Genomic DNA, 21,957 nt, shown 5'->3' with positions numbered 1-21,957 from the left:
CATGTCTGGTGCCCCCGAGGGCTCAGGGCTTCATGCGATAGCCCGAGGCGATCCAGCGCCACGCCAGCCAGACCACCAGCGCCACGGTCAGCGCGCAGACCACAAGACCGCGCAGCGGCGGGGCATCCGAGACGCCGGCAATGCCATAGCGCGCGCCGTCGATCAGGTAGAAGATGGGGTTCCAATGGGCCAGCGTCCGGAAAGGCTCGGGGAGGGCTTCGACAGAGTAGAACGTGCCCGAAAGGAATGACAGCGGCGTGACGATGAAATTGGTGATCGCCGCCATCTGGTCGAATTTCTGCGCCACGATCCCGCTCAGCAGCCCCAGCCCGCCCATCAGCACCGCGCCCAGCAGCACGAAGGCCAGCGCCCACAGCGGATGCGCGATGCCCTGCCCCAGCATCAGCGCCATGCCGGCACCGATCGCCACCGCCACGATCAGCGCCCGCACCACGGCGCCGGTCAGATAGCCGGTCAGGATCTCGGCCGCCGACAGGGGCGGCATCAGCGTATCGACGATATTGCCCTGCATCTTGGCCGAGATGATGCTGGACGAGGTATTGGCGAATGCGTTCTGGATCACCGTCATCATCAGGATGCCCGGCCCAAGGAAGGCCAGATAGGGCAGGCCCATCACCTCGCCGCGCGAACGCCCAAGCGCCAAGGCAAAGACCACCACGAACAGCGCCGAGGTCATCAGCGGCGCAAAGATGGTCTGCTGCCAGACATTCATGAAGCGCATGATCTCGCGCCGCGACAGGGTATAGAGACCCAGCCAGTTCACGCGGCCGAAACGGCGCACGCCCATCTGGCGGAATCCGGGACGGGACTGCAGGGGTTGCATCGGCGCTCCTTGAATTTGCGGGCTTGTGCAGGTAAATCTGGCTATCCCCGGATTTAAGCCCGGGTCTAGCGGAATTGAAGCCACGAACAAGAAGGGCGTCGGACAGGGTCTGGCGCAGGAAAGGCAAGCCATGTCCTGGACCGATGAGCGCGTCGAGACTCTGAAACGCATGTGGGCCGAGGGTCAGTCCGCGAGCCAGATCGCCAAGGAACTGGGCGGCGTCACCCGAAACGCCGTCATTGGCAAGGTCCACCGGCTGGGCCTGTCGAACCGCAACGAGGACGAAAGCGCCGCCGCCCCGGCCGCCGCTGCCGCCCCGGCCCCCGCGCCTGAACCCAAGCCCGAGCCGAAACCGGCCGCAGCCGCCGCCCCGGCGCCCGAGCCGAAACCCGCGCCTGAGCCGGCCAAGGCCGCCGAGCCCGCCGCCGCTCCCGAGCCCGCGCCGCAGCAGGCCGTCAGCTTCAACCGCCGCCCGATCGTGCCGGCCGGCCAGCCGCTGCCGCCGCAACCCTCGGCCAATGAAATCAGCCCCGAGGCGCTGGCCTCGGTGCGCGAGGTGGAAAAGCGCGCCCGCAAGCTGACGCTGATGGAGCTGACCGAGCGGACCTGCAAATGGCCGATTGGCGATCCGGCGACCGACAAGTTCTGGTTCTGCGGCCTGCCCTCGGCCCCCGGCAAACCCTATTGCGAGGCCCATGTCGGCGTGGCCTTCCAGCCGATGAGCGCGCGCCGCGACCGCCGGCGCTGACATGTCCTTTCCCCGCCTTGCCGCGCTGGCGGTGACGCTGCAGGGCGACAGGGTGCTGCTGGTGCGGCGGCGCAATCCGCCCGATGCCGGACTATGGGGCTATCCGGGCGGCCATGTCGAGGCGGGCGAAACCGCGCTTGATGCGGCGGCCCGCGAACTGGCCGAGGAAACCGGCGTCATCGCCAAGCCCTTGGCGTATCTGGACAATGTGGACGTGATCGAACGCGGGGCCGATGGCGCCCTGCGTTTTCATTTCCTGCTGGCGGCGGTGCTTTGTGACTATGTCTCGGGTCAGCCGGTGGCCGGCGACGACGCCCTGGACGCGGCTTGGGTGCCGGTCGGCGAGGTGTTGTCGGGCGCCCTGCCCCAAAGCGCCAGCGTCGCCGCGATTCTGCGCCGCGCTATGGCGCAGGACGCCGAACGCGCAAGATCCCGCCGATGACGGCCGCGCAGACAAAGGGCCTATTGCGATAAAATTACCACGGATGGTAGCTCTCGCGCGAACCAAGACCAAGATAGCGAGATCGCCTCTCTTATGTCCGCGCTTTGCAAGTTCCGCATCATGGCTGCGACGGCCGCCCTTTGCCTGACCACTCTGGCCGGATGCGCCACGACCACGCCCACGCAGAACGCGGGCCCCGACATCCGCATGGGCCGCATTTCCGAGGACCGGCTGACCAATGCCCTTGTCGAGGTGCAGCGCAAGCAAAAGACCGGCCAGCGCGTCTGGTGCGTGCCCTTTGCCCGCGATCTCAGCGGCATCAACCTGTTTGGCAATGCCCGGACATGGTGGGATCAGGCGCGCGGCAAATACGCGCGCAGCAATGAACCCGAGATCGGCGCGGTGATGAGCTTCCTGCCCACGCGCAAGAACCCCAACGGCCATGTCGCCGTCGTCTCGCAGATGGTGTCGGACCGGCAGGTGCGGCTGGATCACAGCAACTGGCAGCGCAACAGGGTCTCGCGCGACATGCTGGCGGTCGATGTCTCGCCGGCCAATGACTGGTCGATGGTGCGGCTGGAAAGCGCCCCCGGCCAGCTGGGCGCCAAATACCCGGTGCAGGGCTTTATCCTGCCCGACTGATCCCCGGCAGCCGCCGCTTGACTTAGAGCGCGCTCAAACCCGTAGCCCTGTGCAAAGTCTGACAGGAATCGGGACGCATGAAGATTGCCGAACTGGCCCGCCGCGCTGAACGGGCTTTTCGCGGCCAAGGAGGTGTTTGCCGCCGCCGCCTGACCCTTTCCCTTGCCAGCCTGCCGGGCTAGAAATCGCGCAACAGACAAGGACGCGCATATGGCCCGGCATCTCATCACCTCGGCGATCCCCTATATCAACGGGATCAAGCACCTCGGCAATCTGGTCGGCTCGCAACTGCCGGCCGATCTGTACGCCCGATATCTGCGGGAACGCGGCCATGAGGTGATGTTCATCTGCGCCACCGACGAGCACGGCACCCCGGCCGAGCTGGCCGCCAAGAAATCCGGCAAACCCGTCCCGGTCTATTGCGCCGAGATGCATGAGATGCAGGCCGAGATCGCCCGCAATTTCGGCCTGTCCTTCGACCATTTCGGGCGCTCGTCGTCGGAACGCAACCACGTCCTGACCCAGCATTTCGCCGGCAAGCTGGACGAAAACGGCTGGATCACCGAAGTCGCGGAAAGCCAGGTCTATTCCATCGACGATGGCCGCTTCCTGCCCGACCGCTATATCGAGGGCACCTGCCCGAACTGCGGCTATGACAAGGCGCGCGGCGACCAGTGCGAAAACTGCACCAAACAGCTGGACCCGACCGACCTGATCAACCCACGCAGCGCCATCAGCGGCTCGACCAATCTGGAGGTGCGCGCGACCAAGCACCTGTATCTGCGCCAGCGCGCGCTGAAGGATCAGATCGCGGCATGGATCGACAGCAAGACCGACTGGCCGATCCTGACCACCTCGATCGCGCGCAAATGGCTCAATGACGGCGACGGCTTGCAGGATCGCGGCATCACCCGCGATCTGGACTGGGGCATCCCGGTGAAAAAGGGCGACCAGCCCTGGCCGGGGATGGAGGGCAAGGTCTTTTACGTCTGGTTCGACGCACCCATCGAATATATTGCCGGCACCGCCGAGGGCACCGACGCCAAGGGCCTGCCCGACAGCGCATGGCGCCGCTGGTGGCGTCTGGACGAGGGCGCCGAGGACGTGACCTATACCCAGTTCATGGGCAAGGATAACGTGCCCTTCCACACGCTCAGCTTCCCGGCCACCATCATCGGCTCGGGCGAGCCGTGGAAGCTGGTCGATTACATCAAGTCCTTCAACTACCTGACCTATGATGGCGGCCAGTTCTCGACCTCGCAGGGGCGTGGCGTGTTCATGGATCAGGCGCTGTCGATCCTGCCCGCCGATTACTGGCGCTGGTGGCTCTTGTCGCACGCCCCGGAATCGGGTGACAGCGAGTTCACCTGGGACAATTTCCAGCAATCGGTGAACAAGGACCTGGCCGATGTGCTGGGCAATTTCGTCAGCCGCATCACCAAGTTCTGTCGCGCAAAGTTCGGCGAGGTCATCCCCGAAGGCGGCAGCTACGGCCCCGAGGAAGAGGCGCTGATCGCGGCGTTGACCGCCCGCGTCCGCGCCTATGAAGGCTTCATGGACCATATGGAGGTCCGCAAGTCCGCCACCGAGCTGCGCGCGATCTGGGTCCTGGGCAACGAATATCTGCAATCCGCCGCCCCCTGGACCACGATCAAGACCGACGAGGCGCGCGCCGCCATGCAGGTGCGGCTGGGCCTGAACCTGATCCGGCTTTACGCGGTCCTGTCGGCACCGTTCATTCCCTTTGCCGCCGATGCGATGCTGGCGGCGATGCAGACCGAAATCCGCGACTGGCCGGGCGACGTCGCCGCCGCCCTGCAGGCCCTGCCCGCCGGCCATGCCTTTACCGTGCCCGAGGTGCTGTTTGCCAAGATCAGCGACGAGCAACGCGACGAATGGCAAGAGCGGTTCAAGGGCATCCGCACCTGAACCGCCCGGCCCGGCCCCCCGCTTGGCGGGGGCTGGGCCTGCCGCGCTTGCGGTCAGCCGCAGGTCGTCGGCGAGCCCTTGGCCAGTTGCTCTTGCCAATCGTCGCCCAGCTGCTGCCGCGCCGACAGGGCATTCGCCGCCTCGCGGCTGCCTTCGGGAATGATCCGCACCACCATGTCCTGCTCATGCGCGCCGGACCAGAAGTCCGAGTTGTGGTTGTCGCCGACAATCACGAACTTGTCGTAACCCCGGCGAATGACCTCGACCGAGGCGGACTTGAAGGCCACGTTGCGCGCGCCATTGGGGCCGCAGGCGGGCGCGGCATTGGTGGCGATCTTGAACGTGTCCTTCGACATCGGCTGGATCGTGGTCTGCGCGCAGCCGGCGATCACCGCCAGCCCAAGGAAAGACAAAAGCAAAGAGTGCCGCATAGGGAACCTCACAATGAAAACACAGAGAAATACGTGTTCCCGTGAGAGCACCATCGCGCCCACCGATCAATCCGGCCGCTAAAATGCCGCAGATAACGCCCCGCCGCCGATGCCCCGCCGGCCACAGGGCCGGGGCTGCATAGGGGACGAAATCAGGCCGCCCAACCCCGGCGAAAGCCTGCGGCCGGGTCTGAAAGCCATCCCGGCAAGCTCGCCGGAACTGGTGCGGGTGGAGGGATTCGAACCCTCACGCCTAGGCCGGGAATTTTAAGTTCCTTGTGTCTACCATTCCACCACACCCGCAGCGAGGCCTGCGGCGAAGAATCACAATTCCTGCCGCCACTCAAGCCTTCGCATCACGCCGCGCGGCCTTTACTTGCGCCGAGCCAGCGCGTTCAGCTCGGGGAACGGCTGCCAGGGCACGTCGATCCGGTTGCAGATCGGATGGTTCAGCGTGCCATCGATCAGCTTGCCGTCGCGCATCGCCAGACCCATGATCTGGGGCCCGACATAGACCCCCTTCACGTTCTTGCTGTCGGCGCGGACGCAGACGCCCTGCCCGCCGCTGGGGAAGGTGGCGACGTTCGAGATCTCGGCGTCCTTGATCGAGGCGGGATCGAACAGCAGCTTCTTGGCTCCGGTGACGATCTGCGCCTTCAGCGCCGGGCTGGGCGGCTGCGAGGCGGCGATCACCTCGGTATATTTGTCGGGGCTGCTGCAGGCCGAAAGCAGCGAGATCCCGCAGGCCAGAACCGCAATCAGTCGCATATGTCCCTCCGTGACGTGTATCGGCGCCATCTGACCGGCTTGCGGCGCCAAGGTCAATGGGCGGCCTGCCCGAACCGCCAAGTCGTTCATTCCGCAGACAATCCCCCGGACCAAAGGAAACCCCTGCGCAAGGCGGTGCCGGGCGCTGTCATCCTGCTGTCGTCTGGACCGGCTAGTCTTGTCCCTGATGTCCCCCATCACATATCCCTGCGCCCGGCGGCCCCGCTTCGCCGGGCGTTTTGTTTCGCGAATCGGGTCGCGGCCATTGAAGCGCTGCATCGGCTTTGGCATGAGGGCGCAGCGCCCGACGGCCGCAAGGTGCCGTGGCCCCAACCCAGGAAGGAATCATCATGTCCGAGATCAAACGCGTCGAAACCGGCCCCCGCATGAGCCAGGCCGTCGTGCATAACGGCATCGTCTATCTGGCCGGTCAAGTCGGCAAACCCGGCGAATCGGTCGCCGATCAGACCCGCGAGGTTCTGGCCCAGATCGACCGGCTGCTGGCCGAATGCGGCTCGGACAAGACCCGCATCCTGACGGCGCAGGTCTGGATGGCCGACATGGCGCATTTCGCCGAAATGAACGCCGTCTGGGACGCCTGGGTGCCCGCCGGCCACGCCCCGGCCCGCGCCACTGGCGAATCGGCTTTGGCGACGCCGGACTACAAGGTCGAGATCATCGTGGTCGCGGCGCAGAACTGATCGCCGCCAGCACCGACCGCGCGGCGCGCAGGCCCGGAGCCTCGCCGCCGCGCCCCAGCCGCTGCATGGTCAGCGCCATGGCGGCATGTTGCTCGGCCTGCGCCTCTTGGCTTTCGATCAGTTCCAGAAGCGCCTGCGCCAAAGGCGCCGGCTGACAGCGCCGGCCAAGGAATTCGGGCACCACCCGCGTCTCACTGACCAGATTGACTAGGGTGACGGTGTCGGTTTTCAGCAACAGACCGATGATCAGCCGGCTCAGCGGCGCCACGTCATAGCCGATCACCATGGGCACGTCATTGGCCGCCAGATCCAGACTGACCGTGCCCGAGGCCGCCAGCGCCAGATCGGCCGCAGCAAAGGCCGCCCGCCGCTCCTCGGCCGTCTCGACCACGATCGGCGTCATCGGCCAGCGCCGCGCCATGTCGCGCACCAGCGCCGAGACTCCGCTGACGGTGGGAATCGCCACCCGGATCTCGGGCACGCGGTCGCGCAGCCGCATCAGCGCCTCGTCGAAGCGCGGCCCCAGCCGCGCCACCTCGCCCCGGCGCGATCCGGGCAGACACAGGACCAGCGGCGCATTGGCCGCGATCCCATGCGCAGCGCGGAACTCCGCGGCCTCGAGCGGCCCCGCCACCGGCTCAGTTGCAATGGGATGGCCGACGAAATCGCAGCTCATGCCGGCCGCACGCATATAGGGGGGCTCAAATGGCAGGATCGCCAGAACATGGTCGATGACCTTGGCCATCTTGCCGGCCCGTCCCGCCCGCCATGCCCAGACCGAGGGCGCCACATAATGCACGGTGCGCAGATCCGGCAGCAGGGCCCGCGCCTCACGCGCGACCCGCAGACAGAAATCCGGGCTGTCGATGGTGATCAGCACATCGGGCCGGGCTGCGGCCACCGCTTCGGCAGTCTGTCGGATCCGCGCCTTAAGCTGGCGGTATTTCGGCAGCACTTCGACGATGCCCATGACCGACAGCTCTTCCATCGGAAACAGGCTCTCCAGCCCCTGCGCGGCCATAGCACGGCCACCAACGCCCAGAAACTCGGCCGCTGGATCGAGACTGCGCAGCCCAGCCATCAGCGGACCGCCCAGATTGTCCCCCGAAGGCTCGCCCGCGATCAGGAAGAACTTCATGGCACCGCTCCTGCGTCAAGCTCATGCTGGGGGTATTTGGGAAATGATGAATGCCACAGGCCGGCCTGCGGGATTTCACCATTTTTCAAATACCCATTCACCCGCGCGCCCAAAGAAACAAGCCCGCCTCCTTAGCGCTGGCGATTGCGGCCTCGCGGTCCAGAAGGATGACGCTGCCGGCCTGCCAGGCAATGCCGCCCAGCCCGGCTTCAGCCGCCTGTCGCACGGTGTCGGGGCCAATGGTCGGCAGGTCGATGCGGCGGTCCTGACCCGGTTTCGGTGCCTTATAGAGCACGCCTCGGGCGCCGCTCGGATCGGGTTTCAGCCCGGCGTGCAATCCGGCAAAGGCCAGCATGGCCTGCGTGCCGGGCAGCGCCTCAACCGCCAGGCACAGGCCTTGCACCACGACCGCGCCCTGACCGATGTCGAGCGGGCCGAGGCCTGCGACGATCTCGGCGGCGCGGGCGGCGTCCTTCTGGTCGCGGGGGCTGGGTTCGCCGGTCAGAACGCCTTCGCCCGGCACCAGTTCGGGCAGGATTTCGTCGACCGAGCGGATGCGGATGCCGGCCTCTTCGAAGACATCCAGAACAGCGCGCAATGCAGCGTCATCGCCCGATTGCATGCCCATCAGGATTTTCGGCACGATGGCCATGGTGCGCGGATCGAACAGGTCGGGCTCGATGCGGGGGCGACGGATGGCGCCGGCAAAGACGACCTGATCGACGCCCTGCTCCGTCAGTTCGTCCAGAAACGGCACCAGACGTTCAAGGCGGAAGGGTTTGGCCGCGACTTCCGGGCAAAGGTGATCCAGCGCATAGACCAGCGGTTGGCCAAGCGCCTCTGCGATGGCCGGGGCCAGACGACCCTCTCCGGCGATCAGGGCGATGCGGCTCATGGATGCGCCCTCATGGATGCGGGGCCAGAAAGCTGCGGTCCGAGGGGCCGAGGATGAAGTCCAGCACCTCTTGCACCATCGGGCCATTCGCGGTTTCCGCCATCTGCCGGGCGGTATCGCGGAAACTGCCCGAGCCGAGCCGGCCCAGCATGTCGCGCAGCGCGTGGATTTCCTCGCGCGAGGCGCCACGGCGTTTCAGCCCGACGAGGTTCAGCCCGTCCAGATGGCCGCGCGGCCCCTGCACCAGACCAAAAGGGATCACGTCGGCCGTCACCATGCAGACTGCGCCGATCATTGCACCGCGACCGATGCGGACCCATTGATGCACGCCCGAGAGACCGCCGACGATCACGTCATCCTCGAGGTGGCAGTGACCTGCGACCGAGGCATTGTTGACCAGGATCACCCGGTCGCCGATCTGGCAATCATGCGCGACATGGCTGCCGGCCATGAACAGCCCGTCATCGCCGACGCGGGTGACACTGCCGCCACCCTCAGTGCCGGGGTTCATCGTCACATATTCGCGGATGCGGTTGCGCGCGCCGATCTCCAGCCGCACCTTTTCGCCGCGGAACTTCAGGTCCTGCGGCACCTCGCCGATCGAGGCAAAGGGGAACAGCACGGTTTCATCGCCGATCGAGGTATTGCCCGCGACGACGACATGCGATTTCAGCACCACGCCACGGCCCAGCCTGACCTCGGGGCCGATCACGCAGAATGCGCCGATCTCGCAATCGGGGCCAATCACGGCGCCGGTTTCGATCACGGCTGTGGGGTGGATACGCGGCTCAGCCATTGTCGCCCCGGTTCAGCATCGCCATCACCTCGGCCTCGGCGGCGAGCTGGCCGTTGACCATGGCGCGGCCCTCGAATTTCCAGATCTTGCCGCCACCGCGCAGCGTGGTCATGTGCAGTTCCAGCACGTCGCCCGGCACCACCTTCTGGCGAAACCGGCATTTGTCGATCGACATGAAATAGGTGCCCATGCCCTTGCCGGCCAGATCCAGCGAGACGCCGACCAGAACGGCGGCGGCCTGTGCCATCGCCTCGATGATCAGAACGCCCGGCATCACCGGCTCTTGCGGGAAGTGCCCTTCGAAATGCGGCTCGTTCGAGGTGACGTTCTTGATCCCTACGCAGCTTTTCATCGGCACGATGTCACGCACCTTGTCCACCAGCAGGAACGGGTAGCGATGCGGCAGGATCCGCTTGATCTGCGCGAGGTCCACCTCGGTCGGCGGGATGTAGGTGGTCTCGTCGGCGGGCATATCGGTCCTCATCAATAGGTTTGGCTTTTGCCTAGCAACGGGCCGCTGCCTTGGCAAGTTTGCCTATGCGCCCCGCCGCCAGCCGCGCCCCTCGGCCAGCCAGCCGATCAGGGCCAGCGCCGCGATCAGCGCAAGCCAGGCCCAGGCCGGCAACAGCGGGCGATGCGTCATGCCCGAAACCGAAGCCGCGCCGCGCGGCGTGATGCCGATCCAGTCGCCAGAAACGCCCTGTCCATGCGCCGGCCGCCCCTCGCGCAGGGTGCGCAGCATGGGAATGCCGTCCGACAGATGCAGCACCGCCCCGCGCGTCGCCTCGACCAATGGTTGCAGCCGGGTGCCCGAGGCCACGGTTTCCTCGAATTCGCGCGGCGCGGCCGGGCCAAGCGCCAGCACGCGGCTGATCTCGCCATCGGTCATCCGGTAGAGCCCCGGCCCCGGTGCCGTCCAGCGCGCGGAAAAGCGGCCGGGCCCGGCCTCGGCCAGATCCAGCGTCTCGACCTTGCCATCGGGATGGGTGATGCGCAGCGGCGGCGCCTCTGGCTTCATCGTGCGCCGGGTGATCGTCACCACCTCGCCCGAAACATCGGCAAGCAGCGATTCCTCTTCCAGTTCGGGCTCTTTCATCGACCAATGCGCGATGCGGCGCAGCAATTCCAGCTGCGGCCCGCCGCCCTCGAAGCCGCGCCCCCAAAGCCAGACCTGATCCGAGGTCAGCAGCGCCACCCGGCCCTTGCCCACGCGGTTCAGGATCAACAGCGGCTCGTCATTGGCGCCGGTCATCACCACCTGCGCACGCGGATCGGGGATCACCTGCGACATGCGCAGCCAGCGGCCCCAATGGTCCGCGCGACCCGGCTCGGGCGCGCCGGTCAGGCCGGCGGTGACCGGGTGGCGGCGGCCCTGATCGGTCAGCTGCGGCAGGAACGGCTGGTCATAGACCCGCCCCGTGGGCCGGCCCGGAATGATCGCGCCCATCGGCGACAGGTTCAGGCTTTCGACCGAGGACATCTCGGGGCCGGCAGACACCAGCACCGCGCCGCCCTCTTCGACATAGCGGCGGATGTTGTCGTAATATTGCGGCGTCAGGATGCCGCGCACCCGGTCCCGGTCAAAGATGATCAGGTCGAAATCGCGGATCCGCTCCATGAACAGTTCATGCGTCGGAAAGGCGATCAGCGACATCTCGTCGACCGGCACCGCGTCCAGCTTGTCCGGTGGCCGCAGGATGGTGAAATGGATCAGATCGACATTCGCGTCCGATTTCAGCAGGTTGCGCCATGTGCGTTCGCCCGCATGCGGCTCGCCTGAGATCAGCAGGACGCGCAGCCGGTCATGCACGCCCTGAATTTGCAGGGCGGCCGAGTTGTTGCGGTCGGTCAGTTCGGGCACCGCGCCCCCCGGCGCATCGAAGCCGATCGAGACCACGTTCTGTCCGGCATGTTCCGGCACCACCGGCAGATCCAGGGGCACGCCCGGCGGCAGATCCAAGACCCGGCTTTCCTCGCCATCCAGCAGCACATGCAGCCGCGCGGGGGCAGAGGCGGCCTCGGGCGGGACCGCGCCCTGATCCTCGATGCGCAGGCGGATGGTGACGGGCTGGCCGATCAGCCCATAGGCCGGGGCCTCTTCGATCACCAGCCGGCGGTCCCAGTCGGCGGGCGTGCCGGTCAGCAGCACATGTACCGGCGCCGGCGCATTGGCGGGGATCTGGCTGGCATCATGCGCCAGCCCATCGGTCAGCGCGATGACGCCGGCGATACGGGTCTGCGGCTCGGCGGCCAGCGCCTTGGTCAGTGCGGTGCCCAGCAAGGTGCCGTCAGGATCGTCGCCCACGGTGACACGGCGGATCTCGGTATCGGGCAGCGCGGACAGCTGGCGCGTCAGCCCGTTCAGAGCCGCGTCGGTCTGCGCGGCCCGGCCCGGCAGCGACTGGCTGGCGCTGCGGTCGTCAAGCAGGATCACGATATCGGACAGCGCGTTGCGGATGCCCGATTGCAGCGCCGGCCCCGACAGCGCCGCCGCCGCCGCCAGCCCGGCCAGCCCGCGCCACAACCAGCCGCGCAACCCGCGCCACAGCGACCAGACAGCCACCAGCGTCGACAACACGGCAACCGCACCGACAAGCGCCCATGGCAACAGAGGATCGAAGGACAGGCCGGTCATCGCAGCACTTCCTCGGACCGCAGCCGTTCCAGCAGCGCCGGCACATGCACCTGATCGGATTTGTAGTTGCCGGTCAGCACATACATGATCAGGTTGACGCCAAAGCGGTAGGCCATCTCACGCCCCTCCTCGGCCTCGAAGCCGGCGCCCATGCTGTAGATCGGCAGACCGTTGTCATCCACCGCCCAGGCCTCGGCCCAGGAATTGCCACCGATGATGACCGGCGAGACGCCGTCGTTCAGATTGCGGAACGGCACGCCCTCGGCAGCCTCGGCCCCGGCGCGCGGTGCCTCGGCCCAAACCTCGCGGCCCTGATAGCGGCCGGGAAAGTCATGCAGCAGGTAAAAGCTGCGCGTCAGCACATGGTCGGCCGGGATCGGCGCCAGTTGGGGAATATCCAACGGTGCCGCCAGCCGTTGCAGCGCGGCCGAGCCATCGGGACCGCCCAGACCGGCGATATCGCCGTCGCGGGTGTCGAACAGGATCACCCCGCCGGATTTCAGGAAATGGTTCAGCCGCACATAGGCTTGCGGGGTCGGCGAGGGCTGCGCCTCGGTCACCGGCCAGTAAAGAAAGGTCAGCAGTGACAGGTCGTCGCGGTCGAGGTCGATGCCCAAGGGCGCGCCCGGCTCGATGGTGGTGCGCTGGGTCAAGACCTGCGACAGCCCGCGCAAGCCGGCCTCGCTGGCGCGGTCAACCTCGGCGTCGCCGGTCACGACATAGGCCAGCGCCACCTCGTCGGCGGCACGCACCAGTCGGGGATCGGGATCGTCCTGCGCCCGCGCGGTCGCGGCCCAGATGCAGGCCATAAGGATCATGAGCAGCCTCATGCGATGGCCCTCGGGCTGCGGCCACGCGCGAGCCATACGCTGCCAAGGGCGTCCAGCGCAAACAGCACCACCGCCAGCGCCAACAGCCCGCCGCGCAGGTCGGTGCCCGGGGTCTGGGCCCGCGCCTCAACGCGGGCGCCGGGCCATGTCGCGGATTGCATCCGGCCGCCTGCGTTCAACGCCGCCATGCGCTCGCCGGCGCGATACAGCCCGGCCGGTCGCCCCGGCCCCGGCCCCTTGCCGAAATCGGCGGCCGAGACCGGCACCGGATCGGCAGGGTCCAGCGCGCGGCCAAAGCCATCGAGCACCTGCACCGGCGTCCAGAAGGTTTGCGCGCTGGCCGGTGCCTCGACCGAAGCCGCGCCGGCGCGTGCCGTCTGCACCAGCCGCTGCAACATCTCGACGAACAGGCCCGAGATCGCCAGGTTCGACCATTCCGCATTGGCCGTGGTGTGAAACAGCACCAGTTGCCCCTGCCCCAGTGCCGCGCGGGTGACCAGCGGCGTGCCGTCCGACAGTTGCGCCAGCGTGCGCCCGGCCAGATCGGGCGAGGGTTCGGCCAGGAGCTGGGCGCGGATCGCGGCGTCGGGCGGCACGGCCAAGCCGGCAAAGGGCCCCTCTGGCGGGAAGGCCGCGATGCCGCGCGGATCGCCCCAACTGAGCGCGCCGCCGATGTCGCGCCCCCCGGCGCGCAGCCGCACCGGCAACAGCGGCTCCTCGGCCAGATGTTCGGATGCCGCCATGCGCGGGCCGGCAAAGCGGATCAGCAATCCGCCCTTTTCCACCCACTCCTGCAACGCCGCAGCTTCGGGCAGGCCGATCTGGTCCGCCAGCACGATCACATCGGGCGAGGCCTGCAGCACATCGCCCAAGCCCCCCTCGATCAGATCGGTGGTCGGCGCCAGAGCCCGGCGCAGATAGTGCATCGGCGACAGCAATTGCTGGCCTTCGCTGGCCGAGGCATCGCCGACCAGCGCCACCTTTCGTCGCCGCACCGAATCGTCGGCCAGCACCACGGCGCCAGCACTCTCTTGCCCCTCGATCTGGAGCCGGGTGATGCGGTTTTTCAGCTCGGACGGCAGGTCGATCGGTACCAGCCGCGTGTCGACGCCGGGGTCCGGCTCGGTCTGCAAAGGCTTCAACCGGGCCAGTTCGCGTGGCGCCCCCTGGGGATCAACGCCCATGGCTAGGATCTGGGGCAGCGCCCCTGCCGCCTCGCCAATGCTGCGCATCCGCAGCATGGGCTGATCGCCCGCCACCAGTTGCAGCGAGCGGCGGGGGCCTTGCGGCGGCACCACTGTCACCGCGCCGCGCCGTGTCAGCTCGGCCAGCAGCGGCGCACGACCGGGATGGTCCAGCCCGTCCGACAGCCACAGCACCGACAGCCCCGCCGGGGCCTGCGCCAGAAGCTGGGCCAGATCGCCCGGATAGCGGGTTTCCCATGGCTGCGGCTGCACCGCGCGCAGCCGCGCTGCAAGCTCGGCGGCGGGTTGAAACGGCAGCGCGCCCTCGGCCGCGCCATCGGCCACCAAAAGCGCCGCAGGCTGGCCGCTGGCACCGGCCAGATCCAGCGCCTGCAAGGCGCGGGCCTGCCGCGCCGCCCAATCCGGTGCCGCTGCCCAGCCGGCATCCATAACGATCAGCAGCGGCCCCTGCCCGGCCAGATGCGGCGCCGGCTTCCAGACCGGACCAGCAAAGCCGAAGATCAGCGCCGCGATGGCCAGAACCCGGATCAGCAACAGCCACCACGGCGTGTGCCGCGCCACCGGATGGGCATCGCGCAAACCGACCAGCAGCCGGGTGCCGGGAAACAGCACGCGCCTTGGCGTCGGCGGCATGGCGCGCAGGATCAGCCACAGCACTGGCAGTGCCGCCAGCGCCGCCAGCAGCCATGGCGCCAGAAAGCCGAGGGGGCCCAGAACCAGCATCAGCCCTCCAGCATCGACCACAGCCACAGTGCCGCCTGCGCGGGCGGGCTTGCGGTATCATGCGTGCCGAAATGCCAGCCTGCCGCCAAAGCAGCGCGGCCCAGCAGCTCGCGCCGCTCGGCCAGCCGGGCCAGATAGGCCGCGCGCAGCCCGCCGGCATCGCGGGTGTCGTGGCGAAGCGCACCCGCCGCCGACCGGAACAGCACCGCGCCGCCGTAGGGAAAGCCCTCTTCGTCGGGGTCGAGCACCTGCATCAGCGCGCCCTGCACCCCCAGACCGGCAGCGCGCTCAAGATAGGCGAGCAGCGGGGCCGGATCGCCCAGGAAATCGTCAAACAGCACCACGCGCTGGCCGGGACGCAGCGCCTCGGCAGGCGGGACATCGTCATCGGCGTTCAGCGGCATGCGCGAAACCAGCGCCTCGGCGATGCGGTCGGCCTGCATCCGGCCCGGTCGGGGCGGCTGGCCGGCCAGCGCTACCCGCTCGCCACCCGCCAGCAGCGCCAGGGCCACGGCCAGCGCCAGCAGGTCGCAGCGGTCGCGCTTGGCCACCCGATCGGGACCGCCGGCGAACTCCATCCCCGCAGCAGCCGAGACCCAAAGCACCGCCGATTGCGCCACCTGCGCCTCGCGGTCGCGCACGAACTGCCCGTCCGAGCGGGCCGAGCGGCGCCAGTCGATGCTGCGTGCGGTATCGCCCGCCGTCGCGGGGCGGTATTGCCAGAAATCCTCGCCGGTGCCGGCGCGGCGCTGACCATGCGCGCCGACCGTCAGGCTGGCCGCCAGCCGTTCTGCCGACAGCATCAGCGCGGGCAGGCCGCCGCTGGCCGCCTCGGCCCGGGCGCGCAGCCCCGCACTGTCCTGACCGGTCCGCGAATTCACGCCGCCGCCTGCATCCGGTCGCCCAGCAGGCGCGCGATCACCGCCTCGACCGTCTCGCCCCGGGCGCGGGCGGCAAAGGACAGCGCCATGCGGTGACGCAGCACCGGGGCGGCCATGACCTCGACATCGTCAAGCGTCGGGGCAAAGCGGCCGTTCAACGCCGCCCGCGCCCGCGCCACCAGCGTCAGCGCCTGCGCCGCGCGCGGCCCCGGCCCCCAGACCAGCGTCTCGGCGATCCAGCCCGGTGCTTCGGGGGCACCGGGACGCGCCGCCCGCACCAGATCCAGAATCGCGTTCAGCACCGAATCGCCCACCGGCATGCGCCGGATCAGCGCCTGCGCCGCAATCAGCCCCGGCGCGTCAAAGACGGCATGCGCCGCGCCCTGCTCGACCCCGGTGGTCGCCATCAGGATCGCGCGCTCGGTGTCGCGGTCGGGATAGTCCACGTCGACCTGCATCAGAAAGCGGTCAAGCTGCGCCTCGGGCAAGGGATAGGTGCCCTCTTGCTCGATCGGGTTCTGCGTCGCCAGCACATGGAACGGCCGGCCCAGCGGGCGATGCGCGCCGCCGATGGTCACTTCGGCCTCTTGCATGGCCTGCAGCAGCGCCGATTGCGTGCGCGGGCTGGCGCGGTTGATCTCATCGGCCATCAGAAGCTGGGTGAACACCGGCCCCTCGATGAAGCGAAAGGCACGGCTGCCGTCGGCCAGAACGTCCAGCACCTCGGAGCCAAGGATATCGGCGGGCATCAGATCCGGGGTGAACTGCACCCGCGCGCTGTCAAGGCCCAGAACCACCGACAGCGTATCGACCAGCATGGTCTTGCCCAGACCCGGCTGACCGACCAGCAAGGCATGGCCACCCGACAGGATGGCGGATAAAACCTGTTCCACAACAGCGTGTTGGCCGACGAATCGCCGCTCGACGCTGGCCCGCGCCTCGGCCAGTCGCGCAGTCAGCGCAAGGACTTCGGAAACCAGGTTCTCATTCTCGGCCATGACAACGTCTCTTATCTGATCTAGGACAGCATAGGATGAGCATGAGCGGGGCTCCACTGGTAATGGGTCGAATGACTGACAATCCTGTGAGCGATGCGGCCGGGCTGGCCAGCGCGGCGCAAGCGGCCTCGAAAAAGGGACCGCCGCCGGTGCATCTGTGGAACCCGCCCTTTTGCGGCAATCTCGACATGGAGATCCGCGCGGACGGCAGCTGGTTCTATCAGGGCACGCCCATCGGCCGACCGGCGATGGTGCGGCTGTTCGCCTCGATCCTCAAGCGCGAGGGCGAGGATTATTTTCTGGTCACCCCGGTCGAAAAGGTCGGCATCCGCGTCGTCGATGCGCCCTTCATCGCCGAGGATGCCGAAATCGGTCAGGATATCCTGTTCACCACCAATGTCGGCGATACGGTCAAGGCCGGTCCCGACCATGCGATCGAGATTCGCGGCACGCCCGAGGCGCCCCGGCCCTATGTGCACATCCGCCGCGGGCTTTGGGCCAGGATCGACCGCAAGACGTTCTATCGACTGGCCGATGCGTCTGTGCCCGGCGACGACGGGCGCATGGTGTTGCACTCGGGCGGGGAAACCTTTCCGCTGGAGACCTGACATGCCGCGCTTTGCCGCGAACCTGACCTATCTTTTCACCGAATTGCCGATGGTGCAGCGTTTTGCCGCCGCCCGCCGGGCGGGGTTCGACGGGGTCGAGATCCTGTTTCCCTATGACCTCGCCACCAAGGAGCTGACCGCGGCGGCACAGGCGGCGGGGCTGGAATTCGTGCTGATCAATGCGCCGCCGCCGAACTGGGCCGGCGGGCCGCGCGGTTTTGCCGCCGAGCCCGGCAATGAGGCGCGGTTCCGCAGCGACTTCGACCGGGCGGTGCGCTTTGCGCGGGCGCTGAACGTGCGCCATCTGCATGTCATGTCGGGCAAGGCCGAGGGTGCGCTGGCGCATCGCACGCTGGTCGAGAACCTGCGTTGGGCCTGCCAGCGCGTCCCCGATCTGAGCCTGACCATCGAGCCGATCAACCCGCAGGACATGCCCGGCTATTTCCTGTGCAATTTCGACCTGACCGCCGAGATCATCTCGGAGGTCTGCGCGCCGAACCTTGGCCTGCAATTCGACGCCTATCAGGCGCAGATGATCCATGGCGACGCGGTGGGCCTGTGGGAACGGCACGGCGCGCTGGCGCGCCATGTCCAGATCGCGGGCTTTCCCGGCCGTCACGAGCCGCGCCCGGGCGAGATCGACTATACCGCCTTTTTCCGGGCGCTGGATGCCTCGGGCTATGATGGTTGGGTCGGCGCGGAATACATTCCCCGCACCTCGACCGAGGCGGGCCTGCGCTGGCTGCGCACGGCCTGAGGGGCCGGACGCCCCGCCCCGGCGGCAGGGCGATCCCATCAGCCAGCGCTGAGCCGGCCTGCGGATCGGCCCCCGTCCCGGCCTAGCGCCCCGAAAGCCGCGCCCACCAGCGCGACAGGCGGCCGCGCGCGCGGTCGCGGGCAGCGTCGGCGCGGGCATCCAGCCGGTCCCAGGCCGCATCAGCCGAAGCGATGGCCGGGTCGATGCTGCGCTCGCGGAACTGGTTCCACATCCGCCACAGCAGGAACAGCAGCAGCCCCAGCAGCAGCAGGATGATCACCGCCGGCCAGTTGAACGGATGCTCCGACGGACCGGCGACGGGCCGGATCGAGATGGCATTGGGATAGATCGACAACCAGGCGAGCCGCCAGCCATAGGAGGTCACGCTGACCCATTCCGGGCTGGCCGAGGTCGAGCGCAGATCGGTCGCCTTGGCATGCAGGTTCGAGCTGTCGTATTTGAAATAGGGTGGCCAGATCCAGCCGGTGTCCTCGTTGCGATAGACATAGGGTTTGCCGTTGGGGCGCACCGCGTCGATAAAGCGGATATCGCGCTGGCCCTGAGCATTCTGCACCGTGCCGGTATCGGGCGAGGCAAAGAAGATCGCGTTGCTGGTCGAAATCTCGGTCAGCCGGTTGTAGGTGTTGGTGATCCGCACCGTCTGCCGATAGGGCAGCGCATAGTCCAGAAACAGGAAGACGGTGATGCCGAACAGCACACCGATCACGGTCAGAAACCAGCGCATCGACGCTCCTTCTCAGTCATAGTTCACGATGATGATGATCGCGACGATCGCGACCACCGGCAGCACCAGCACCAGAAACGCCAGCCGCCCGCGCAGGCGGCGGCTGAAGCCCCGCATCGAACGGCGGATGAATTCGCGCCGTTCGGGCGTATCGCCGGCGCGCCCTGGGTGGCGCCGGTCCCATTCCTTTTCCAGCGCCTCGCGCCGCGTGCTGCGCAGATATACGGTCAGCAGCGCGTAGAACAGCGCCTCGATCACCAGCACCATGCCGATCAGGCGCAAGAATGCCATCATCTGCCCCGTCCCCTGCCATGCCCGCCCATGGAAAGCCGCCCATGGCGCACTGTCAACGGCCGACGGGGCTTTTCCCCCGCCCGCCAGCTATGGCATGATCGCCGCAAAAAGAAAGCGAGCAGCCCCGATGCCCGAAAGACTGTCGATCAGCGCCCTGGTGTTCTTTGTCATCATGGCCCTTCTGGCGGCCTATTTCGCCTTTGCCGCCGTGCAGGGCCCCTCGGGCGTGCTGCGCCGCGAACAGATCAAGGCCGACACCCGCGCCCTGATCGACCAGCGTGACAAGCTGCAGGCCGATGTCGACCACATGCGCAACCTGACCCGGCGGCTGTCGGACGAATTCCTGGACCTCGACCTGCTGGACGAGCGCGCGCGCGACGTGCTGGGCTATATGCGCCCCGACGAAATCATCATCCGCTAAGCCGCCCGCCGGGCCATGCCCAATTTGCTACCGGCGCGCAGAAGGCATGTTTACTTTCCCGCAAACTCCGTCCTAGAAGTAGTTTAACGCTGAACTATTTCCTGTGCCGAGGAGGGGCCCGCATGGTACGAAAGCCAGCCGCAGCCAAAGAAAGCACGTCCAACGTCTCCAAGGACGACCTGCTTAAATACTACCGAGACATGCTTCTGATCCGTCGATTCGAGGAAAAGGCCGGCCAGCTTTATGGCATGGGCCTCATTGGCGGTTTCTGCCACCTCTACATCGGTCAGGAAGCCGTCGTCGTCGGCCTTGAGGCCACGTCGAAGGAAGGTGACAAGCGCATCACCAGCTACCGCGACCACGGCCACATGCTGGCCTGCGGCATGAGCGCCAATGGCGTCATGGCAGAGCTGACCGGCCGCGAGGGGGGCTACTCCAAGGGCAAGGGCGGCTCGATGCACATGTTCTCGCGCGAGAAGCATTTCTACGGCGGCCACGGCATCGTCGCGGCGCAGGTGCCGCTGGGCGCGGGTCTGGCCTTTGCCGACAAGTATCGCGGCAATGACAACGTCACCTTCGTCTATTTCGGCGACGGCGCGGCCAACCAGGGTCAGGTCTATGAGACCTACAACATGGCCGAGCTCTGGGAGCTGCCGGTGGTTTTCGTGATCGAGAACAACCAGTATGCCATGGGCACCTCGATGACCCGCTCGACCAAATCGACGACACTTTACGGTCGCGGCGAGGCTTTCGGCATTCCGGGCGAGCGCGTGGACGGCATGGACGTGCTGGCCGTCAAGGCCGCCGGCGAAAAGGCCGTGGCGCATTGCCGCGCGGGCAAGGGCCCCTACATCCTTGAAATGATGACCTATCGCTATCGCGGCCACTCGATGTCCGACCCGGCGAAATACAGGACCCGCGAAGAAGTGCAGAAGATGCGCGACGAACGCGACGCCATCGAGCATGTCCGCGACCTGCTGCTGACCGGCAACCATGCGACCGAAGATGACCTCAAGGCCATCGACAAGGAAATCAAGGATATCGTGAACGAATCCGCCGAATTCGCCAAGGAAAGCCCCGAGCCGTCGCTGGATGCGCTCTGGACCGATATCTACGCCGACGAGAAAGCCTGAGGGGGGACGACAAGATGGCAACCGAAATCCTGATGCCCGCCCTGTCTCCGACCATGGAGGAAGGCACGCTGGCGAAATGGCTGAAAAAAGAAGGCGACGCGGTCAAGGCTGGCGACATCATCGCCGAGATCGAAACCGACAAGGCGACGATGGAATTCGAGGCCGTGGATGAAGGCATCCTCGGCAAGATCCTGATCGCCGAGGGCAGCCAGGGCGTCAAGGTCAACACCCCGATCGCCGTTCTGGTCGAGGAAGGCGAATCCGCCGATGACATCAAGGCCGCCGCTCCGGCCGAAGCAGCCCCTGCCGCCGAGGCCCGCGCCGAGGCGCCGGCGCCCGCCGCAGCCGCTGCCCCTGCCCCCAAGGCCGACCGCTCGCCGGACTGGCCCGAAGGCACCAAGATGAAGACCATGACCGTGCGGGAAGCCCTGCGCGAAGCCATGGCCGAGGAAATGGAACGCGACGAGACCGTGTTCCTGATGGGCGAGGAAGTCGGCGAATACCAAGGCGCCTACAAGATCTCGCAGGGGCTGCTGGACAAGTTCGGTCCCCGCCGCGTGGTCGACACCCCGATCTCGGAAATCGGCTTTGCCGGCATCGGCACCGGCGCCGCGCTGGCCGGTCTGCGCCCGATCGTCGAGTTCATGACCTTCAACTTTGCCATGCAGGCCATCGACCACATCATCAACTCGGCCGCCAAGACGCTTTACATGTCGGGCGGTCAGATGGGTGCGGCCATGGTGTTCCGTGGCCCGAACGGGGCCGCTGCCCGCGTGGGTGCCCAGCACAGCCAGGATTACGCCGCCTGGTATGCCCAGATCCCGGGCCTCAAGGTGGTGATGCCCTATTCGGCCGCCGACGCGAAGGGCCTGCTGAAACAGGCGATCCGCGACCCGAACCCGGTGATCTTCCTTGAAAACGAGATCCTCTACGGGCGCTCGTTCGAGGTGCCGGACCTGCCGGACTTCACCATTCCCTTCGGCAAGGCCCGCATCGCCCGCGAGGGCAAGGACGTGACGCTGATCAGCTTTGGCATCGGCATGGCCCATGCGCTGGAAGCGGCGGACAAGCTGGCTGCCGATGGCATCGACGCCGAAGTCATCGACCTGCGCACCCTGCGCCCGCTCGACTATGCGACGATCATCGAATCGGTGAAAAAGACCAACCGCGTGGTCACCGTCGAAGAAGGTTTTCCGGTCGCCTCGATCGGCAACCACCTCTCGGCCTATATCATGGAAAACGCCTTCGATTATCTCGATGCCCCGGTGATCAACTGCACCGGCAAGGACGTGCCCATGCCCTATGCCGCCAACCTTGAAAAACACGCCCTGATCACCTCGGACGAGGTTGTCGCGGCCGTGAAAAAAGTCACTTACAAGTAAGGGGTTATCAA

General features: G+C 67.1%; 22 protein-coding genes, 1 tRNA gene and 1 pseudogene. 10 read left to right on the top strand and 14 right to left on the bottom strand.

The window, feature by feature from the left end; genetic code table 11:
• Positions 1–22 precede the first annotated feature (22 nt).
• Complete coding sequence (locus GL279_RS12225) at positions 23–844, bottom strand: ABC transporter permease (protein ID WP_155064917.1); 822 nt, start codon at positions 842–844, stop codon at positions 23–25.
• A 130-nt stretch (positions 845–974) separates the two neighbouring features.
• Between GL279_RS12225 and GL279_RS12220 the strand changes: the two genes are divergently transcribed.
• From GL279_RS12220 to metG, 4 genes are all read left to right on the top strand, one after another.
• Positions 975–1,592, top strand: coding sequence for a GcrA family cell cycle regulator (locus tag GL279_RS12220; RefSeq protein ID WP_155064916.1), 618 nt, complete (start codon positions 975–977; stop codon positions 1,590–1,592).
• A 1-nt stretch (position 1,593) separates the two neighbouring features.
• Positions 1,594–2,034: an NUDIX hydrolase gene (locus tag GL279_RS12215; protein WP_155064915.1), complete on the top strand. Its 441-nt coding sequence runs from the start codon at positions 1,594–1,596 to the stop codon at positions 2,032–2,034.
• 120 nt (positions 2,035–2,154) lie between these two features.
• A complete protein-coding gene (locus tag GL279_RS12210) occupies positions 2,155–2,676 on the top strand; it encodes a CHAP domain-containing protein (protein WP_155064914.1) in 522 nt (173 codons plus the stop codon).
• Positions 2,677–2,886: 210 nt separating this feature from the next.
• Positions 2,887–4,605, top strand: a complete 1,719-nt coding sequence (gene metG, locus GL279_RS12205; RefSeq protein ID WP_155064913.1) for a methionine--tRNA ligase — start codon at positions 2,887–2,889, stop codon at positions 4,603–4,605.
• 53 nt (positions 4,606–4,658) lie between these two features.
• Here the strand turns inward: metG and GL279_RS12200 are convergent, their stop codons facing one another.
• From GL279_RS12200 to GL279_RS12190, 3 genes are all read right to left on the bottom strand, one after another.
• A complete protein-coding gene (locus tag GL279_RS12200; protein WP_246175294.1) occupies positions 4,659–5,036 on the bottom strand; it encodes a hypothetical protein in 378 nt (125 codons plus the stop codon).
• A 221-nt stretch (positions 5,037–5,257) separates the two neighbouring features.
• Positions 5,258–5,339: transfer RNA gene (locus GL279_RS12195), tRNA-Leu, on the bottom strand.
• Positions 5,340–5,408: 69 nt separating this feature from the next.
• Positions 5,409–5,804 carry a hypothetical protein gene (locus GL279_RS12190; RefSeq protein ID WP_155064912.1) on the bottom strand — a complete coding sequence of 132 codons (396 nt, stop codon included), beginning with the start codon at positions 5,802–5,804 and terminating at the stop codon, positions 5,409–5,411.
• 350 nt (positions 5,805–6,154) lie between these two features.
• Here GL279_RS12190 and GL279_RS12185 point away from each other — a divergent pair, with 350 nt between their 5' ends.
• Positions 6,155–6,505, top strand: a complete 351-nt coding sequence (locus GL279_RS12185; protein ID WP_155064911.1) for a RidA family protein — start codon at positions 6,155–6,157, stop codon at positions 6,503–6,505.
• On the opposite strand, the gene lpxB is transcribed toward GL279_RS12185, so the two are convergent.
• From lpxB to GL279_RS12145, 8 genes and pseudogenes are all read right to left on the bottom strand, one after another.
• A complete protein-coding gene (lpxB, locus tag GL279_RS12180) occupies positions 6,480–7,643 on the bottom strand; it encodes a lipid-A-disaccharide synthase (protein WP_155064910.1) in 1,164 nt (387 codons plus the stop codon). The two genes, GL279_RS12185 and lpxB, sit on opposite strands and share 26 nt — an antisense overlap.
• Before the next feature lie 97 nt (positions 7,644–7,740).
• Positions 7,741–8,538 carry an LpxI family protein gene (locus GL279_RS12175; protein ID WP_155064909.1) on the bottom strand — a complete coding sequence of 266 codons (798 nt, stop codon included), beginning with the start codon at positions 8,536–8,538 and terminating at the stop codon, positions 7,741–7,743.
• Between the two features lie 10 nt (positions 8,539–8,548).
• Positions 8,549–9,334 carry an acyl-ACP--UDP-N-acetylglucosamine O-acyltransferase gene (lpxA, locus tag GL279_RS12170; RefSeq protein ID WP_155064908.1) on the bottom strand — a complete coding sequence of 262 codons (786 nt, stop codon included), beginning with the start codon at positions 9,332–9,334 and terminating at the stop codon, positions 8,549–8,551.
• Entirely contained in the window at positions 9,327–9,806 is a 480-nt protein-coding gene (gene fabZ / locus GL279_RS12165) for a 3-hydroxyacyl-ACP dehydratase FabZ (protein WP_155064907.1), read from the bottom strand. Before fabZ ends, lpxA begins: the two co-directional genes overlap by 8 nt.
• 63 nt (positions 9,807–9,869) lie before the next feature.
• Entirely contained in the window at positions 9,870–11,969 is a 2,100-nt protein-coding gene (locus tag GL279_RS12160; RefSeq protein ID WP_155064906.1) for a hypothetical protein, read from the bottom strand.
• Positions 11,966–14,727, bottom strand: a pseudogene (locus GL279_RS12155) (DUF4159 domain-containing protein). The gene GL279_RS12160 and the pseudogene GL279_RS12155 overlap by 4 nt, the downstream one beginning before the upstream one ends.
• Positions 14,727–15,608 (bottom strand): DUF58 domain-containing protein, encoded by an 882-nt coding sequence (locus GL279_RS12150; RefSeq protein WP_343039797.1) that lies wholly within the window; start codon positions 15,606–15,608, stop codon positions 14,727–14,729. The pseudogene GL279_RS12155 and the gene GL279_RS12150 overlap by 1 nt, the downstream one beginning before the upstream one ends.
• Positions 15,605–16,606 (bottom strand): AAA family ATPase, encoded by a 1,002-nt coding sequence (locus GL279_RS12145; RefSeq protein WP_155064905.1) that lies wholly within the window; start codon positions 16,604–16,606, stop codon positions 15,605–15,607. Before GL279_RS12145 ends, GL279_RS12150 begins: the two co-directional genes overlap by 4 nt.
• Positions 16,607–16,668: 62 nt before the next feature.
• Between GL279_RS12145 and GL279_RS12140 the strand changes: the two genes are divergently transcribed.
• Both GL279_RS12140 and GL279_RS12135 read left to right on the top strand, forming a co-directional pair.
• Positions 16,669–17,214: a DUF1285 domain-containing protein gene (locus GL279_RS12140; protein WP_155064950.1), complete on the top strand. Its 546-nt coding sequence runs from the start codon at positions 16,669–16,671 to the stop codon at positions 17,212–17,214.
• A gap of 1 nt (position 17,215) precedes the next feature.
• The gene (locus GL279_RS12135; protein WP_155064904.1) at positions 17,216–17,971 is read left to right on the top strand and encodes a hydroxypyruvate isomerase family protein; all 756 of its coding nucleotides are present in this window, start codon (positions 17,216–17,218) and stop codon (positions 17,969–17,971) included.
• Positions 17,972–18,053: 82 nt separating this feature from the next.
• Here the strand turns inward: GL279_RS12135 and GL279_RS12130 are convergent, their stop codons facing one another.
• A complete protein-coding gene (locus tag GL279_RS12130) occupies positions 18,054–18,716 on the bottom strand; it encodes a DUF1523 family protein (RefSeq protein ID WP_155064903.1) in 663 nt (220 codons plus the stop codon).
• 12 nt (positions 18,717–18,728) lie between these two features.
• Positions 18,729–19,010 (bottom strand): hypothetical protein, encoded by a 282-nt coding sequence (locus GL279_RS12125; RefSeq protein ID WP_155064902.1) that lies wholly within the window; start codon positions 19,008–19,010, stop codon positions 18,729–18,731.
• 127 nt (positions 19,011–19,137) lie between these two features.
• Here GL279_RS12125 and GL279_RS12120 point away from each other — a divergent pair, with 127 nt between their 5' ends.
• The 3 genes from GL279_RS12120 to GL279_RS12110 all read left to right on the top strand — a co-directional run bounded on the left by GL279_RS12120 (position 19,138) and on the right by GL279_RS12110 (position 21,946).
• The gene (locus GL279_RS12120; protein WP_155064901.1) at positions 19,138–19,431 is read left to right on the top strand and encodes a septum formation initiator family protein; all 294 of its coding nucleotides are present in this window, start codon (positions 19,138–19,140) and stop codon (positions 19,429–19,431) included.
• 122 nt (positions 19,432–19,553) lie between these two features.
• Positions 19,554–20,564 carry a pyruvate dehydrogenase (acetyl-transferring) E1 component subunit alpha gene (gene pdhA, locus GL279_RS12115; RefSeq protein ID WP_155064900.1) on the top strand — a complete coding sequence of 337 codons (1,011 nt, stop codon included), beginning with the start codon at positions 19,554–19,556 and terminating at the stop codon, positions 20,562–20,564.
• 14 nt (positions 20,565–20,578) lie between these two features.
• A complete protein-coding gene (locus GL279_RS12110; protein ID WP_155064899.1) occupies positions 20,579–21,946 on the top strand; it encodes a pyruvate dehydrogenase complex E1 component subunit beta in 1,368 nt (455 codons plus the stop codon).
• Positions 21,947–21,957 lie beyond the last annotated feature (11 nt).

Origin of the sequence: Paracoccus limosus (assembly GCF_009711185.1) — a bacterium.
Lineage (GTDB): Bacteria > Pseudomonadota > Alphaproteobacteria > Rhodobacterales > Rhodobacteraceae > Paracoccus > Paracoccus limosus.
This window is presented reverse-complemented; position numbering and strand designations above follow the sequence as displayed.

Bases quoted from the DNA above. Each gene is read 5' to 3' on its own strand.
- GL279_RS12225 (WP_155064917.1), bottom strand. From the start codon at position 844: ATGCAACCCCTGCAGTCCCGTCCCGGATTCCGCCAGATGGGCGTGCGC.
- GL279_RS12220 (WP_155064916.1), top strand. From the start codon at position 975: ATGTCCTGGACCGATGAGCGCGTCGAGACTCTGAAACGCATGTGGGCC.
- GL279_RS12215 (WP_155064915.1), top strand. From the start codon at position 1,594: ATGTCCTTTCCCCGCCTTGCCGCGCTGGCGGTGACGCTGCAGGGCGAC.
- GL279_RS12210 (WP_155064914.1), top strand. From the start codon at position 2,155: ATGGCTGCGACGGCCGCCCTTTGCCTGACCACTCTGGCCGGATGCGCC.
- metG (WP_155064913.1), top strand. From the start codon at position 2,887: ATGGCCCGGCATCTCATCACCTCGGCGATCCCCTATATCAACGGGATC.
- GL279_RS12200 (WP_246175294.1), bottom strand. From the start codon at position 5,036: ATGCGGCACTCTTTGCTTTTGTCTTTCCTTGGGCTGGCGGTGATCGCC.
- GL279_RS12190 (WP_155064912.1), bottom strand. From the start codon at position 5,804: ATGCGACTGATTGCGGTTCTGGCCTGCGGGATCTCGCTGCTTTCGGCC.
- GL279_RS12185 (WP_155064911.1), top strand. From the start codon at position 6,155: ATGTCCGAGATCAAACGCGTCGAAACCGGCCCCCGCATGAGCCAGGCC.
- lpxB (WP_155064910.1), bottom strand. From the start codon at position 7,643: ATGAAGTTCTTCCTGATCGCGGGCGAGCCTTCGGGGGACAATCTGGGC.
- GL279_RS12175 (WP_155064909.1), bottom strand. From the start codon at position 8,538: ATGAGCCGCATCGCCCTGATCGCCGGAGAGGGTCGTCTGGCCCCGGCC.
- lpxA (WP_155064908.1), bottom strand. From the start codon at position 9,334: ATGGCTGAGCCGCGTATCCACCCCACAGCCGTGATCGAAACCGGCGCC.
- fabZ (WP_155064907.1), bottom strand. From the start codon at position 9,806: ATGCCCGCCGACGAGACCACCTACATCCCGCCGACCGAGGTGGACCTC.
- GL279_RS12160 (WP_155064906.1), bottom strand. From the start codon at position 11,969: ATGACCGGCCTGTCCTTCGATCCTCTGTTGCCATGGGCGCTTGTCGGT.
- GL279_RS12145 (WP_155064905.1), bottom strand. From the start codon at position 16,606: ATGGCCGAGAATGAGAACCTGGTTTCCGAAGTCCTTGCGCTGACTGCG.
- GL279_RS12140 (WP_155064950.1), top strand. From the start codon at position 16,669: ATGGGTCGAATGACTGACAATCCTGTGAGCGATGCGGCCGGGCTGGCC.
- GL279_RS12135 (WP_155064904.1), top strand. From the start codon at position 17,216: ATGCCGCGCTTTGCCGCGAACCTGACCTATCTTTTCACCGAATTGCCG.
- GL279_RS12130 (WP_155064903.1), bottom strand. From the start codon at position 18,716: ATGCGCTGGTTTCTGACCGTGATCGGTGTGCTGTTCGGCATCACCGTC.
- GL279_RS12125 (WP_155064902.1), bottom strand. From the start codon at position 19,010: ATGATGGCATTCTTGCGCCTGATCGGCATGGTGCTGGTGATCGAGGCG.
- GL279_RS12120 (WP_155064901.1), top strand. From the start codon at position 19,138: ATGCCCGAAAGACTGTCGATCAGCGCCCTGGTGTTCTTTGTCATCATG.
- pdhA (WP_155064900.1), top strand. From the start codon at position 19,554: ATGGTACGAAAGCCAGCCGCAGCCAAAGAAAGCACGTCCAACGTCTCC.
- GL279_RS12110 (WP_155064899.1), top strand. From the start codon at position 20,579: ATGGCAACCGAAATCCTGATGCCCGCCCTGTCTCCGACCATGGAGGAA.